The sequence below is a fragment of the Burkholderia sp. BCC1972 genome (assembly GCF_905339605.1).
Classification (GTDB): domain Bacteria; phylum Pseudomonadota; class Gammaproteobacteria; order Burkholderiales; family Burkholderiaceae; genus Burkholderia.
This window is the reverse complement of the sequence record NZ_CAJPGH010000016.1, coordinates 152867-166720: the sequence shown is the minus strand read 5'-3', so window position 1 is coordinate 166720 and position 13854 is coordinate 152867. Positions and strand designations below refer to the sequence as shown.

13 protein-coding genes are annotated in these 13854 nt (G+C 68.6%); 7 read left to right on the top strand and 6 right to left on the bottom strand.

Annotated features, from left to right (window positions below; genetic code table 11):
- Window positions 1-5 precede the first annotated feature (5 nt).
- From U5798_RS22805 to U5798_RS22795, 3 genes are read right to left on the bottom strand one after another with little or no spacing between them, the layout of a single operon-like run.
- Window positions 6-1451, bottom strand: coding sequence for a LutB/LldF family L-lactate oxidation iron-sulfur protein (locus U5798_RS22805; protein WP_322083253.1), 1446 nt, complete (start codon window positions 1449-1451; stop codon window positions 6-8).
- Window positions 1448-2176, bottom strand: coding sequence for a LutC/YkgG family protein (locus tag U5798_RS22800; RefSeq protein ID WP_322083252.1), 729 nt, complete (start codon window positions 2174-2176; stop codon window positions 1448-1450). The genes U5798_RS22805 and U5798_RS22800 overlap by 4 nt, the downstream gene beginning before the upstream one ends.
- On the bottom strand, window positions 2173-2973 hold the full coding sequence (locus U5798_RS22795) for a (Fe-S)-binding protein (RefSeq protein ID WP_322083251.1): 801 nt from the start codon (window positions 2971-2973) through the stop codon (window positions 2173-2175). The genes U5798_RS22800 and U5798_RS22795 overlap by 4 nt, the downstream gene beginning before the upstream one ends.
- Before the next feature lie 127 nt (window positions 2974-3100).
- Here U5798_RS22795 and U5798_RS22790 point away from each other — a divergent pair, with 127 nt between their 5' ends.
- The 5 genes from U5798_RS22790 (at window position 3101) to U5798_RS22770 (ending at window position 8655) form a co-directional block, all read left to right on the top strand.
- On the top strand, window positions 3101-3817 hold the full coding sequence (locus tag U5798_RS22790; RefSeq protein ID WP_124453539.1) for a FadR/GntR family transcriptional regulator: 717 nt from the start codon (window positions 3101-3103) through the stop codon (window positions 3815-3817).
- A gap of 214 nt (window positions 3818-4031) precedes the next feature.
- Complete coding sequence (locus U5798_RS22785) at window positions 4032-5654, top strand: phospholipase D family protein (RefSeq protein ID WP_322083250.1); 1623 nt, start codon at window positions 4032-4034, stop codon at window positions 5652-5654.
- A gap of 437 nt (window positions 5655-6091) precedes the next feature.
- The gene (locus tag U5798_RS22780; protein WP_322083249.1) at window positions 6092-6865 is read left to right on the top strand and encodes a class II aldolase/adducin family protein; all 774 of its coding nucleotides are present in this window, start codon (window positions 6092-6094) and stop codon (window positions 6863-6865) included.
- Between the two features lie 303 nt (window positions 6866-7168).
- Window positions 7169-7603, top strand: a complete 435-nt coding sequence (locus tag U5798_RS22775) for a CHRD domain-containing protein (RefSeq protein ID WP_322083248.1) — start codon at window positions 7169-7171, stop codon at window positions 7601-7603.
- Between the two features lie 89 nt (window positions 7604-7692).
- Window positions 7693-8655, top strand: a complete 963-nt coding sequence (locus tag U5798_RS22770; protein ID WP_124453547.1) for an alpha/beta hydrolase — start codon at window positions 7693-7695, stop codon at window positions 8653-8655.
- Here U5798_RS22770 and U5798_RS22765 read toward each other — a convergent pair.
- Complete coding sequence (locus U5798_RS22765) at window positions 8625-9467, bottom strand: EcsC family protein (protein WP_124453549.1); 843 nt, start codon at window positions 9465-9467, stop codon at window positions 8625-8627. The two genes, U5798_RS22770 and U5798_RS22765, sit on opposite strands and share 31 nt — an antisense overlap.
- A 106-nt stretch (window positions 9468-9573) precedes the next feature.
- Here U5798_RS22765 and U5798_RS22760 point away from each other — a divergent pair, with 106 nt between their 5' ends.
- Window positions 9574-11169: an MDR family MFS transporter gene (locus U5798_RS22760; protein ID WP_124453551.1), complete on the top strand. Its 1596-nt coding sequence runs from the start codon at window positions 9574-9576 to the stop codon at window positions 11167-11169.
- Window positions 11170-11220: 51 nt separating this feature from the next.
- Window positions 11221-11667 carry a MarR family winged helix-turn-helix transcriptional regulator gene (locus U5798_RS22755; RefSeq protein ID WP_124453553.1) on the top strand — a complete coding sequence of 149 codons (447 nt, stop codon included), beginning with the start codon at window positions 11221-11223 and terminating at the stop codon, window positions 11665-11667.
- 70 nt (window positions 11668-11737) lie between these two features.
- Here U5798_RS22755 and U5798_RS22750 read toward each other — a convergent pair whose 3' ends face one another.
- Together U5798_RS22750 and U5798_RS22745 are read right to left on the bottom strand one after the other, a co-directional pair.
- Window positions 11738-12319 carry a DJ-1/PfpI family protein gene (locus U5798_RS22750; protein WP_006487930.1) on the bottom strand — a complete coding sequence of 194 codons (582 nt, stop codon included), beginning with the start codon at window positions 12317-12319 and terminating at the stop codon, window positions 11738-11740.
- A 154-nt stretch (window positions 12320-12473) separates the two neighbouring features.
- Window positions 12474-13754, bottom strand: a complete 1281-nt coding sequence (locus tag U5798_RS22745; RefSeq protein ID WP_322083247.1) for an amino acid deaminase — start codon at window positions 13752-13754, stop codon at window positions 12474-12476.
- Between the last annotated feature and the right edge of the window lie 100 nt (window positions 13755-13854).

The window sequence follows — 13854 nt, the reverse complement described above, 5'->3', positions numbered from 1 at the left end:
CTGCGCTATTCGGGCTGGCCGCGTGCGCGCAGCAGGTCGGACAGGCTGCGCGGTGCCGGTTCGAGCGGCGTGCGGTGCTGCGTCCAGCCCATCTGTTTCGCGGGCGTCAGCGCATGCAGGCGCGTCGCGGCCCAGCGGAACGCGCGGTACGCGCGCGGATGCGCGAACGCGCCCGACCAGAAGCGCCACACGAGGTCTTCCGCGCGGTTGTAGTTCGCGCCCTGGCCGCGCAGCGGGTGCGCGACGGATTCGTCGGGCTTGCGGTTCGCCTCGGTGCGCAGCCGCACGAGCAGTTGCGGGATCGGGATCCGCACCGGGCAGACCTCGCCGCATGCGCCGCACAGCGTCGATGCGGTCGGCAGGTCGGCCGTCGCGTCGAGGCCGAGCAGGTGCGGCGAGATGATCTTGCCGATCGGGCCCGGGTAGGTCGTGCCGTACGCGTGGCCGCCGATGCGCGTGTAGACGGGGCAGTGGTTCATGCACGCGCCGCAGCGGATGCATTGCAGCGTCGCACGCAGCTGTTCGTCCGCATAGGCCTGCGTGCGGCCGTTGTCGAGCAGCACGAGATGCAGCTCGCGCGGGCCGTCGCGTTCGCCGTCGCGGCGCGGGCCCGAGATCAGGTTAAAGTAGGTCGTGATCGCCTGGCCGGTGGCCGAGCGCGTGAGCAGGCTCGACAGCGGCACGATGTGCTCGAGCTTCTCGACGACCTTCTCGATCCCCATGATCGCGATGTGCGTATCGGGCACCGTCGTCGACAGGCGGCCGTTGCCTTCGTTCTCGACGAGCCACAGGGTGCCCGTGTCGGCCGCCGCGAAATTGACGCCGGACAGGCCGATGTCCGCTTCGGCGAACGCGCGGCGCAGCGCGTGCCGGCCGGTCTGGATCAGTTCGTCGACATCTTCCGTATAGCGCGTGCCGGGGATGTGTGCCTCGAACAGTTCGGCAATGTCGCCGCGCGTCTTGTGGATCGCCGGCATCACGATGTGCGACGGCTTCTCGCCCGCGAGCTGCACGATGAACTCGCCCATGTCGGATTCGATGCAGTCGACGCCGTGCTCCGCGAGGTAATGGTTCAGCTCGATTTCCTCGCTCGCCATCGACTTGCCCTTGATCACGCGGCGCGCCTTCTTCGCCTGCGCGATGCCGAGCACGATCGCGTTCGCGTCGGCGGCCGTCTCGGCCCAGTGCACGTGCACGCCGGCTTCGGTGAGCTTCGTCTCCAGCCGTTCGAGCAGCGCGGGCAGTTGCGCGAGCGCATGTTGGCGGACGGCTTCGCCGAGATCGCGCAGCTGCTGCAGTTCGGTGTCGTCGGGAAACTGCGTCGCGCGCTTGCCCTGCAGGAAGTCCATCGCGCCGCGGAAGCTCTGGCGCAACGCGGGATCGTCGAGTGCGGCGCGTGCGCGGGCCTTGAAGTCGCCGGGGGCGACGAATTGCAGTGTCTGTTCGCTCATCGCGGCTGCTCCTCGCTGGCGGGTGCGGCCGACGGGGCGGCCGCCGAATCGGTAACGATCACGACCCACAGGCGGCGCGGGCCGTGTGCGCCATAGGCGAGCGTCTGCTGGATGTCGGAGGTCTTCGACGGCCCCGACACCAGCACGAGGTTGGTCGGCATGCCGGCGTGCCAGCGCTCCGCGTGCACGGCCGCGTGCAGGTCCGCATGCAGCGTGTTCGCGTGGACGAGCGCGATGTGCAGCGGCGGCACCAGCGACACCGTGCGCGGCGTGCCGGCATCGGGTGCGAGGACGACGGTGCCGGTCGCCGCGATGCCCGAGCGCGCGACGGTGAAGCCCGCGTCGATCGTGTCGAACAGTTCGGCCTTCCATGCGTCGATCGGCCGGTCGAACGGCACGAGCGCGACCGTATCGGGCAGTGCGCGGGCGAGCGCCGCGGCTTCCGCGCGGGCCGGGTCGAGCAGCAAGCGGCGCACGCGGGCGTCGGCAAGGCGCGCGGCAAGCTGCGCGGGCCATGCGTCGGCGCTTGCGCACCACACGTCCGCGTGCGACGCGGTCAGTGCGGCCTGCATGGCCTGCGCGAGCGCCTGCGGGTCGCGTTCGGCCGACGCGCGGCGCATGGCGTAATGCGTGTCGATGCTTGCGTCGAGCGCGGGGGCGGCCGTCGCGGCGACGCCCGGGGCGGCCGTGCGCAGACGCGCGAGGATGGCGGCGCGCGCGCTCATTGCTTGTCTCCGCGCAACGATGCGGCGCCGGCCGTGCGGCGCCACAGGAAGCTCGCGAGATGCTCGACCGGCAGCGGCGCGCCGGCCTTGGCCGCCGCGTGGCCGATGTTCAGCAGGCAGCCGCAGTCTGCGGACACGAGCCGGTCGCAGCCGGTCGCGCAGGCCGACGCGACCTTGTCGCGCACCATCGCGCCGGAGATGTCCGGATGTTTCAGCGAGAACGTGCCGCCGAAGCCGCAGCATTCGGATTCGCGTGCGTGTTCGATGCGCGTGACGCCCGGCAGCGCGTCGACGAGCGCGACACCGTGTACGCGCGTGCCCATCTCGCGGCGTGCCGCGCACGACGTGTGCAGCACGACGCGCTCGTCGGGGCCGGCACCAGCCGTGGCCGCGTCGAGCCGTACGTGGAGCACATGGACGAGGAATTCCGCGAGTTCGTAGGTCCGGTCGGCAATCGCACGCGCCTTCGGGCCGTTGACGGGATCATCGGCGAACAGCGCCGGCCAATGGTGCCGGATCATGCCCGCGCACGAGCCGGACGGCACGATCACGGGCCACGGCTCGGCGAACAGGTCGAGCTGCGCGGCCGCGACGCGGCGCGCTTCGTCGGGATTGCCGCTGCTGTAGGCCGGCTGCCCGCAGCAGCTCTGGCCGCGCGGATAGTGGACGGTCAACCCTTCGCGTTCCAGCAGGCGGACCGCGTCGAGCCCCGCTTCGGGGACGAACAGGTCGACCAGGCAGGTCGCGAACAGATAGACGTGCGCGGGGACGGCGGCGGGGTACTGCCTTTCGTTCATGTCTCGCTCCAGGGGCGACGGCCCGCATGCGGGTCGACGATTTCGCTGCATAATTCCCGCGACGGCGCCGCAGCTCAAATTGGTTGGGCCAATCGGTGCAACAGGCATTCCGCAGGGAGACGCGACGATGGCAGCGATGACGGCACGGGGCCGGACCGAAGTGGTGATGCGCAAGATCGAGACGGCGCTGCTCGACGGCACCTGGCCGGCCGGCGCGCGGCTGCCGGCCGAGCGCGTGCTCGCGCAGCAGTACGGCGTCGCGCGCAATACCGTGCGCGAGGCGACCCAGCGGCTCGTCGCGCGCGGGCTGCTGCAGAGCCGGCGCGGCGCGGGCGTCTACGTGACGGACCAGTTGCGCGCGGGCATTGCGTCGCCGTGGGGGCAACTGGTCGCCGATCATCCGGCGCTGCGCGACGACATCCTCGAATTCCGCCGCGTGCTCGAAGGCGCGACCGCGTATTTCGCCGCGATGCGGGCCGATGCAAACGACCGGCGCCGGATCCGCGCGCTGCTGCGCGAACTCGAAGCCGCGCACGCGAACGACGACGCGGCCGTCGAAGCCGCGACCGACGCGAAGCTGCACGAGGCGATCGCGCTCGCGTCCCACAACACGATGTTCCTGCACCTGCATACGAGCGTGATCGGGATGCTGCGCGAGCACATCTCGATCAACGTGGCCGGGATGACGACAGTCGACGAGCAGGCGTCCGAGCTGCTGTTGCTGCAGCATCGCGTCGTGTGCGACGCGATCTGCGCGCAGCGGCCAGAAGAGGCGCGCACCGCGATGCAGACGCATATCGACTACGTGCGCAGTCATTTCGAGCGCAATGACGGTGCGCCGTGAGATTGGTCGGACCGCTTCCATTCGACGCCCGTCCGACGGGCGAATCGGGCGCGCCCGGGCATCGCGTGCCGGCAGCGGGCCGCGCGCGGGGCGCCAGGTGCCGCCTGCGCGATTGACCGGTTCGCCGGCCGCCCACTAGAATCGGCCGGAACCGCGCGCCAGCCGCGCGCCGCGGCGAATGCGGACCGTCGTTCCGCCAGTCGAGGAAGCTCCCGTGCTCACGTCTTTCATCCGGCGCGCGCCGGCCGCGCCGTCGTGGCGTGCCGCATGCCGCCCGGTCCGTGCGCTGGCCGTCTGCGCACTGCTGTCGCTCGTCGCCGCGTGCGCGACGCATCCGCCCGCCACCACGCTCGATCGCCCGGTGTCCCACGCGTTGCCGCCCGATACCGCGACGCCGCTGCGCGACGCGCTGGCCGCACCCGAAGCCGCGCATCCGGGCCAGTCGGGTTTCCGGCTGCTGCCGGAAGGCGCCGAAGCGCTGCAGATGCGCATCGCGCTCGCCCGCGCCGCGACGAAGACGCTCGACATGCAGTACTACATCGCGACCGAGGACACGACGGGCAAGCTGCTGCTCGCCGCGGCGCTCTACGCGGCCGACCGCGGCGTGCGCGTGCGGATGCTGGTCGACGACCTGAACTTCCGCGACATCGACCGCGTGATGGCCGCGCTGAACACGCACCCGAACATCGAGATCCGCGTGTTCAACCCGTTCGGCGCGTCGCAGGGCATGGTCGAGCGCACGACCGACTTCTTCACGCGCATCGACAGCTTCACGCGCCGGATGCACAACAAGGCGATGATCGCGGACAACCAGATCGCGATCGTCGGCGGCCGCAATCTCGGCGACGAATACTTCAGCGCGAGCCCGACGCTGCAGTTCCGCGATCTCGACGTGCTCGCCGCCGGCCCGGTGACGAACGACGTCTCGGCGAGCTTCGACACGTACTGGTCGAGCGCGAGCAGCTATCCGTTGCGTGCGCTGAATCATCAGACGTTCGATCCGAAGGATCTCGATGCGATGCGCGACGAGCTGCGTGCTCATTGGCGCCAGAACGCCGAGCCGTACAACGCGAAGCCGCTGAACGCGACGCCGCTCGCGCAGCAGATCGCGCGCGACGCGCTCGAGCTCGTGTGGGCGCCGGCCGAATTCAAGGTCGACGCGCCCGACAAGGTCGCGCGGCCGACCGACGCATACGTGAGCCCGCCGATGCAGCGGCTCGCCGAGCTGACGCGTGGCGCGCAGCAGGAATTCCTCGCGTTCTCGCCGTACTTCGTGCCGCACGACGCGGGCGTGAAGATTCTCGGCGACACGACCGCGCGCGGCGTGCGCGTCGCGATCCTGACGAATTCGCTCGCCGCGACCGACGCGGTCGCCGTGCAGGCCGGCTACGGGCCGTACCGCGTGCCGTTGCTGCAGCGCGGCGTCGAGCTGTACGAGTTCAAGGCGCAGCCGGGCAGCCCGCGCCCGCGCCTGTTCGGTTCGCGCTCGCGTGCGAGCCTGCACGCGAAGGCGTACGTGATCGACCGGAAGATCCTCGTGATCGGCTCGATGAACCTCGACCCGCGTTCCGTGCACCTGAATACCGAACTGGCACTGGTGATCCACAGCCCGGCGCTCGCGGAGCAGGCCGCGAAGATCTTCGCGCGCGCGACGCAGCCGGACGAAAGCTATCGCGTGAGCCTCGTCACGCCGGCGGGCGGCGGGTCGCCCGGACTCGAGTGGAAGGGCATCGACGACGGCAAGCCGACGACCTATCACGTCGATCCGCACGCGGGGCTGCTGCGCAACCTGATGACGGGCATCTTCATGCTGCTGCCAGTCGACGACCAGCTTTAGGGCCTGTTCACGCTAATAACGGGCTTGCGAACGTGCCTTGCCGGTCGCAATGCAAGGAGGGAGGAGCGCCGATTGGCCGCGCCAAACAAGCGACGATCGACGCCGCAGTGCGGCCGGCAAGGCACGTTCCCCTGTTTTTTGGAAAATTCATTCGTGGGGCTGGCCCCCAGAAGGGCCGATCGCCGCGTCATGCTCCTTGCGAATACGTCGAGTATTCGCTGCGTCGCATTCCTTGCGCTCGGCCCTTCTGGGGGCCAGCGCAAGCCCGTTATTAGCGTGAACAGGCCCTAAGGGGACGGAAGCGCTCCGGCTAAACCCGCGTTAACGCGGCTCGGGGAAGGTGATATGGTTGTGTTCGCAACCATCATGGCGGTGTGGCGATACGCCCCGGCGGCCCGCGCCACGTGTGCTGCGCCCACCCGCAACCGGAGTTCCCCATGCAACGTGTACCGAACCAGCCGTTCGCGCGTCCTGCCCGCTTCTCCGAAGCCGAATGGCAGGCGCGCGTGCAGCTTGCGGCCGCCTACCGCATCTTCGACACCCTCGGCTGGACCGAGCTGATCTACAACCACATTTCGCTGCGCGTGCCGGGCGAGGACGGGCATTTCCTGATCAACCCGTTCGGGCTCCATTACCGCGAGGTGTGCGCGTCGAACCTCGTGAAGATCGACATCGACGGCAACGTGATCGGGCATTCCGACTGGCCGATCAATCCGGCGGGCTTCACGTTTCACAGCGCGATCCATGCGGCGCTGCCCGACGCGCATTGCGTGATGCACGTGCACACGACGCCCACGATGGCCGTGTGCTGTTCGCGCGACGGGCTGTCGTTTTCCAACTTCTATTCGGCGCAGCTGTACGGGAAGATCGCGTATCACGACTTCGAGGGCATCACCGTGCATCTCGAGGAGGGCCGGCGCATCGTCGAGAGCGCGGGCGGGCGGCCCGTGCTGCTGCTGCGCAACCACGGCCCGGTGACGATCGGCGCGACGCTCGCGCAGACGTTCTCGCTGATGTGGCTGCTCAACCGTGCATGCGAGGTGCAGGTCGCGACGCATGCGATCGGCGGCCCGCTGCCGATCGCGCCGCCGGTGCTCGAGGGATGCGTGCGCGATTCGCTGAATTTCGATCCGAAGCATGGCGCGGGGCAGGACGCGTTCGACGCGCTGCAGCGTATCGTCGATCGCATCGATCCCGGCTATCGCGCATGACCTGACGTGCCGCGCGTGCCGGCGGCACACGCAAAAAAAACGCGGCCGGGTGGCCGCGTGAATACTCGCAGACTCCTTCGGACGAAGGAAACAAGCAACTGTGAAACGAAGTGTAGCGAAAGGCCGCGCGCGGATTCAGCCGTCAGGTTGCAAAAGTCCGTTCCAGGTTGACGCAGACTGACGCGACGCTGCGACGATTCGCTGCATGGCCGTTCGGCGGACTCCCGCAACGGCGGCGATCGACTACCATCCTGTCTGGCGCCCCCGTTCCGGGCGGCGTACAACGTCGTACAAGGAGAGTCCATGCTCAAGCTGCGTTTGCTCCAGGTCGCGTTACTCGCGGGCGTGCTGGCCGCCGGCAGCGCTGCCGCCGAATCGGTGCGCCTGTCTGCCAATCTCCAGCCGTCGAGCGAAGTGCCGCCGACGGCGACCAAGGGTTCGGGTACTGTCGACGCCACGTACGACACGGCCACCCATACGCTGCAGTGGACGGCAACTTACGAGCACCTCACGGGGCCGGCCACCGCCGCGCACTTCCACGGGCCCGCGCCGGTCGGCCAGAACGCGGGCGTGCAGGTGCCGATTCCGAAGGACGAGCTGGCGAGCCCGATCAAGGGGGCGAAGGCGCTCACCGACGCGCAGGTCACCGACCTGATGGGCGGCAAGTGGTACTTCAACGTCCACACGAAGGAGCACCCGTCCGGCGAGATCCGCGGCCAGGTGATGCCGGCGAACTGAGCGCCGGCGTTTGATATAGAGGCACCTGTCGAGCGGTGCGGGAACGTTCGCACGTACCATCGTCACACTGCGAATACGGAGTGCGTCCGATGAGTTGGCAAAGCAAGTTCGCCTGCTGGCTGCTGCGCTGGCAGTTTCGTCCCGAGACCACGCGCGAGGTGCTCGACCCCGCGCGTGCGCGGCGCTTTACCGACCTGCGGATGGTCGTGCCGCGCCGCGCGCCGTCGGGTTATCGGCTGCGCCAGTGCCATGGCGCGGGCGACGCGCCGCTGCGCGGCGAATGGCTCGAGCGCACCGATTCGAGCGCGGGTCGCGGGCCCGGCCGCACGCTGCTGTATATCCACGGCGGCGGTTACTACTTCTGTTCGACGAAGACCCACCGGCCGCTCGTGTTCGGCCTGACGAAGCGCGCGGGCGTGCGTTCCTTCTCGCTCGACTACCGGCTCGCGCCCGAAAACCGCTTCCCGGCCGCGCTCGACGATGCGCTCGCCGCCTACCGGCAACTGCTGGCATTGGGCACGCCGCCCGAGTCGATCGTGCTCGGCGGCGATTCGGCGGGCGGCGGCCTCGCCCTCGCGACGCTCGTCGCACTGCGCGACCGCGGCGAGCCGCTGCCGGCCGGTGCGATCCTGTTCTCGCCGTGGACCGATCTCGCGGCAACCGGCGAGACGCTGCGCACCAACGACGGCGCCGATCCCATGTTCGCCGGTGCGGCGCTGCCGAAGGCCGCGAAACTGTATCTCGGCGACACGCCGGCAACGCATCCGTACGCGTCGCCGCTCTATGCGGATTTCACGGGCCTGCCGCCGCTGTATATCCAGGTCGGCAGCACCGAAGTGCTGCTCGACGATTCGCGCCGCGTCGCCGAGAAGGCGAAGGCGGCCGGCGTGGCGGTGGAGATCGAGGTGTGGCCGGACATGCCGCACGTGTGGCAGCTGTACGCGCCGATGGTGCCGGAAGCGCGCGACGCGCTCGACCGCGCGGCCGCGTTCCTGCGCCGCGTCGCGGTCGAACGCGCGGTTCAGCGCGTCGGCGAGGCGTCGATTGCCTGATAGGCGGCCTTGACGGCCGCCGAGCCATACTTGCGCTCGAGCCGGCGCACGGTGAAGTGACCGTGCGCCATCTGCTGGAAGTGGTCGATGAACAGCGTGTTGACGGTCGCGCCGAGCACGGCGCCAATCGCCGGGATCGACTTCGCGGCCATCTGCTCGGTCACCTGCACCGAGAAGCGCGACGCCACCGTCTGCACGAGCTTGAACACGGCCGCCGAGCTGTGCGCGGCGATGCCCTTCGTCGTGATGTCCGACGACGCCTTCGAGATCGCCTGCGCAAGCGCGCCGCGCAGCACGAAATAGCCGAGATCGGCGTCCTCTTCCTGCTTGTCCGGGTGGCCGCCCATGCCGAGCACGGCCAGGCATTGCAGCTGCGTATCGACCGACGTCAGGTCCTCGCCCTCGCTGCGCGCGATGTCGCACACCGAGCGGAAGATCAGCGTGGTCGTCACCGGCAACTCGACCGGCAGCGCGAGAAAGCCGAACGCGCCGCCGGCCGCGCCGGTCGTCGCGACCGCGAGCTTGTGCAGCAGGTTGCTCGGCTTGTCGGGCTCGGCGTCCGGCGCCGGCGGCTTGCCGAGCGTGCGCAGCGCGATGTTCAGGCACTTGCGCAGCGCGAGCTGCGTCGCGTCGTTGATCTTGCCGGTCGCGAAATCCGGCAGCCGCGCGATCATTTTCTCGACCGGCGCGCCGAGCATGCCGGTCAGCTTCATCGTCAGCGACGGACTTTCCAGCACCTGCTTCGCGCGCCACAGCGCGTCCCGATCCTCCTGCGAAAGCGTCGTCGCGGGGGTGATTGAAATCGGTTCCATCTTTCTCCTTGACCTGAACAGGCCCTCAACCGTCGCCCGCCTAGATTACTCCGGCATGCTAGAATTTTGAGATTATTTGACTCGTCAAAAGTTGCATCAACAAAAAATGGCCGTTCACACTGCCGCCCACCATTCGAGCGGGCAAGTCCTGCCGTTCCGTGAATCGCTGCTGGCGATGATCGGGATCTCGTTCGTCACCATGCTCGTCGCGCTCGACCAGACCGTCGTCGGCACGGCGTTGCCGACCATCGTCGCCGAGCTTCGCGGATTCGACCTGTACGCGTGGGTCGCGACCTCGTACCTGCTCAGTTCCGTGATCACGGTGCCGATCTTCGGCCGCCTCGGCGACTATTACGGCCGCAAGCCGTTCGTCATCGCGTCGATCGTCGTGTTCACCGCCGCATCCGTGCTGTGCGGGATGGCCAACGACATGCTGACCCTCGTGCTCGCGCGCGGGCTGCAGGGGATCGGCGGCGGGATGCTGGTCGGCACCGCATTCGCGTGCATTCCCGACCTGTTCCCCGATTCCGTCGTGCGGCTGCGCTGGCAGGTGCTGATGAGCTCCGCGTTCGGCATCGCGAACGCGGTCGGCCCGTCGCTCGGCGGCTTCCTGACCCAGTCGTTCGGCTGGCGCTCGGTGTTCTACGTGAATCTGCCGGTCGGCCTGCTGTCGCTGTTCTTCGTGTGGCGCTACCTGCCGCACCTGCGCCACGTCGAGCACGACCGCAAGATGCGGCTCGACTGGCCGGGCGCGCTGCTGATCGCGCTGTCGCTCGGCGCGCTGCAGCTGTTCGTCGAATGGCTGCCGAAGTACGGCGTCGCGAGCTGGGCGTCGCTGCTGCTCGTCGTCGCGGTCGCGGCCGGCGTCGGCCTGTGGCACTGGGAGAAGCGTTGCGCGCAGCCGATTCTGCCGTTCGACATGTTCGGCAACCGCGCGCTGTCGGCGCTGTTCGTGCTCGCGATCCTCGCCGGTTTCTCGATGTTCTCGCTGCTGTTCTACGCGCCGCTGCTGTTCCAGGGCGGCTTCGGGATGTCGCCGAAGGAAGCCGGGCTCGTGATCACGCCGCTCGTCGTGTTCATCACGATCGGCAGCATCATGAACGGCCGCGTCGTCACGCGCATCCGCAATCCGAACGCGATGCTGCACGTCGGCTTCGTGCTGTTCGCGATCGCGTGCGCGGGCATCGTCGTGTCGACCCACACGACGCCGGCCTGGATGCTGATGGCGCTGATGGTCGCGGGCGGCATCGGGCTCGGCTTCGTGCTGCCGAACCTCACCGTGTTCGCGCAGCAGGCCGCCGGCCGCGAGCATCTCGGCATCGCGACGGCGCTGCTGCAGTCGCTGCGGATGGTCGGCGGGATGCTCGGTACGGCGCTGACGGGCACGCTCGTCAACCAGATGTACTCGGGCGGCGTGCGCAACGCGCTGACGGCCGATCACGCGATGCAGTGGCATGCGCAGCTCGCCGACCCGCAGATCCTGATCGATCGCGCGGCGCAGGGCGGTCTCGTCGCGGAGCTGACGCGTGCCGGGCATAATGGCGCGCTGCTGCTGGAAGCGGCCCGCGAATCGCTCGTCGGCGCGATCCACCTGGGCGTCGCGATGGCGGCGCTTATCGCCGTTGTGTCGGTGTGGCAGTGTCGTCGCGTGCCGCCGATCGCGCTGCGGCGCAAGATCGAGCCGCACGTCGCGGCCGACTGACCGCTCGGGCGATTCAACGATTCAACGATTTACCGGAAACGAACTCAGCGCATGGAAGAACAGGACCGCGTCGCGATCTTGCAGCAATTCGGACGCACGTATCGCGCGTTCATGACCGCGTTCGAAGCGCATGTCGGGCAGCCGATGCCGCGCTGGCGCATCATGGTCGCGCTGCACACGATGGGCGGGCATTCGTCGCAGAAGAAGCTCGTCGAAGTGCTGCGCATCGATCCGGGCGCGCTCACGCGCCAGTTGAAGTCGCTCGACGCGCTCGGCTGGATCCAGCGCGAATCCGATGCACGCGACAACCGCGTGACCAACGTGACGCTGACGGACGAAGGCCGCGCGGCATTCGACGCGTGCCTGCCGCGCCGCAAGGCGTTCATCGAACAGACGATGGCGCAGTTGCCGGACGACGTGCTGAATGCGCTGTCGGGTGCGCTCGCGATGCTGGAAACGCGGATCGCGGACGTCGGTTCGGCGCCGGTCGCGCGCTGAAGCGGGGAGCGGGGCGGCACGTGTGTGCCACCGGCCGCCTTGTCTCACCCCGTCACGATTCGATTCAGGCTTACAACTCGATGCGCGTGCCCAGCAGCGCGAGGAATTGCGCGAGCCAGGCCGGATGTGCGGGCCACGCGGGCGCGGTGACGAACGGCGCGTCGGTCACGGCCGCGTCGACCGGGATATCGGCATATTCGCCGCCCGCGAGCTTCACTTCGGGGGCGCAGGCTGGGTAGGCCGAAATGCGCTTGCCGCGGATCACATCGGCGGCCGCGAGCAGCTGCGCCGCATGGCAGATCGCGGCGATCGGCTTGCCGGCTTCGGCGAACTCGCGCACGAGCGAGATCACCTTCGGATCGAGTCGCAGGTATTCGGGGGCACGGCCGCCCGCGATCGCGAGCGCGTCGTAGCGCGCGGCGTCGACGTCGTCGAACGCGGCATTCAGCGTGAACTGGTGGCCGGGCTTCTCGGTGTAGGTCTGGTCGCCTTCGAAATCGTGGATGGCGGTCTTGATCTTGTCGCCCGCGCGCTTGCCCGGGCAGACTGCATCGACGTGATGGCCGACGGCCTGCAGCGCCTGGAACGGCACCATCGTTTCGTAGTCTTCGGCGAAATCGCCGGTCAGGAACAGGATCTTCTTCGCGGCCATGGCTTTCTCCAGTGAAGCAGCGTTGAAGGCCCGCTCGCGCCGTACGCAACGGCCGCGAGGGGCCCCGAGGACGAAAGCGCAGTGTACTCCGGCAGATTGAAGCGCGCGTGACGGCCGCCCCGCGCGAGCGGCGGGGCGGGGCGCGCGGGGTGCGTCAGAAGAACGTTTCGACGACTTCCTTCACGCGGAACTGCGGATCGAGCACGAGCACCTGGCGCCACTTGTCGAACGTCAGGCACGGGTGCGAGATGTCGAACGCGACCATGTCGCCGACCTTCACGTCCGCACCCGGCGGGATCTGCAGGTACGCGTGCTGGTCCATCATCCCGGTCACGGCCCAGCCTTCGGTCGCGGCGACGTCGCGCGGCGCGGAGTCGCGGCCCGGGCGGAAGTGGCGCGCCGGCTCGGGCAGGCCCGCGTCGAATGCCGCGTCGCGCTTGCCGAGCGCGACGATCGCACGATCGGCTTCCGGCACCGACTGCACGTAAGCCCACAGCTGCAGTGCCGGCAGCAGCCCTTCGCCCATCGATCGCGCGATCGGGTTGCGCGCGAACACGTCGGTCTGCGCCTTCTTGTAGATGCCGACGTCGTGCGTCAGGTAGCAGCCCGGACGCAGCACGACTTCCGCGAAGCCGGCGTCGGATGCCTTCCTGAATTCTTCCGCGACCACGTCGTACCACGCCGAACCGGCGCCGGACAGGATCGCCGGCGTGCGCGCGAAGCGGCCCGCTTCTGCGAGTTCGCGCGTGAGCGCGACGGCTTCCTGCAGGAACGTGCGGATCTCGCCTTCCTCTTTCAGCACGCCTTCATAGAGTTCGATGCCGGCCAGCTTCAGCGTGTCGGGGTAGCGCGCGAGCGCGGCCAGCACGGCCTCGCGCTGCGCGGCGTCGCGTACGCCCGCACGGCCGCCCGGCACGCCGAGCTCGATCAGCACGTTCAGCGATTTCTTCGCGGCGCCGAAGAAGCGGCCGAGCTGGTCGACGCTTTCCGCCGAATCGACGAGACAGAAGAATTCGAAATCGGGATCCGACAGCAGTCCGGCGATGATGGTCATGTTCTGGCGGCCGACCAGCTGGTTCGCGAGCAGCACGCGCCGCACGCCGCCGTGATACGCGGCCTGCGTCTGGTGCGCGGTCGCGAGCGTGATGCCCCACGCGCCGGCGTCGAGCTGGCGGCGGAACAGTTGCGGCGCCATCGTCGTCTTGCCGTGCGGCGCGAACTTGACGCCGTATTTCTGGACGAATGCCTGCATCCAGTTCAGGTTGTGCTCGACGCGGTCTTCGTAAAGCACGGCGGCCGGCAGGCTGACGTCTTCCGCGAGCAGGTTCCATTCGAGCCGGCCTGCGTCGCCGAGCGGCACGCTCGCGCTCGGCAGATTGCCCAGACCCTTGCCGAACGGGTCGATCGTCGCTTCCTGATAGTTTGTAACTTTCATGTCATCCCGCTCCATCATCACTATGCATTGCACTGAAGTTGACACGCAGATGGTACAGAAAGTAGCATCGGCGCGGTGATGTTATTTAGTAACATCAAGC

What these genes read in the sequence shown, in the direction of transcription:
- U5798_RS22755 (WP_124453553.1), top strand. Translation starts at nt 11,221, where the DNA reads ATGGAAGAACAGGACCGCGTCGCGATCTTGCAGCAATTCGGACGCACG.
- U5798_RS22765 (WP_124453549.1), bottom strand. Translation starts at nt 9,467, where the DNA reads ATGGAACCGATTTCAATCACCCCCGCGACGACGCTTTCGCAGGAGGAT.
- U5798_RS22745 (WP_322083247.1), bottom strand. Translation starts at nt 13,754, where the DNA reads ATGAAAGTTACAAACTATCAGGAAGCGACGATCGACCCGTTCGGCAAG.
- U5798_RS22790 (WP_124453539.1), top strand. Translation starts at nt 3,101, where the DNA reads ATGGCAGCGATGACGGCACGGGGCCGGACCGAAGTGGTGATGCGCAAG.
- U5798_RS22770 (WP_124453547.1), top strand. Translation starts at nt 7,693, where the DNA reads ATGAGTTGGCAAAGCAAGTTCGCCTGCTGGCTGCTGCGCTGGCAGTTT.
- U5798_RS22760 (WP_124453551.1), top strand. Translation starts at nt 9,574, where the DNA reads ATGGCCGTTCACACTGCCGCCCACCATTCGAGCGGGCAAGTCCTGCCG.
- U5798_RS22805 (WP_322083253.1), bottom strand. Translation starts at nt 1,451, where the DNA reads ATGAGCGAACAGACACTGCAATTCGTCGCCCCCGGCGACTTCAAGGCC.
- U5798_RS22780 (WP_322083249.1), top strand. Translation starts at nt 6,092, where the DNA reads ATGCAACGTGTACCGAACCAGCCGTTCGCGCGTCCTGCCCGCTTCTCC.
- U5798_RS22775 (WP_322083248.1), top strand. Translation starts at nt 7,169, where the DNA reads ATGCTCAAGCTGCGTTTGCTCCAGGTCGCGTTACTCGCGGGCGTGCTG.
- U5798_RS22750 (WP_006487930.1), bottom strand. Translation starts at nt 12,319, where the DNA reads ATGGCCGCGAAGAAGATCCTGTTCCTGACCGGCGATTTCGCCGAAGAC.
- U5798_RS22795 (WP_322083251.1), bottom strand. Translation starts at nt 2,973, where the DNA reads ATGAACGAAAGGCAGTACCCCGCCGCCGTCCCCGCGCACGTCTATCTG.
- U5798_RS22800 (WP_322083252.1), bottom strand. Translation starts at nt 2,176, where the DNA reads ATGAGCGCGCGCGCCGCCATCCTCGCGCGTCTGCGCACGGCCGCCCCG.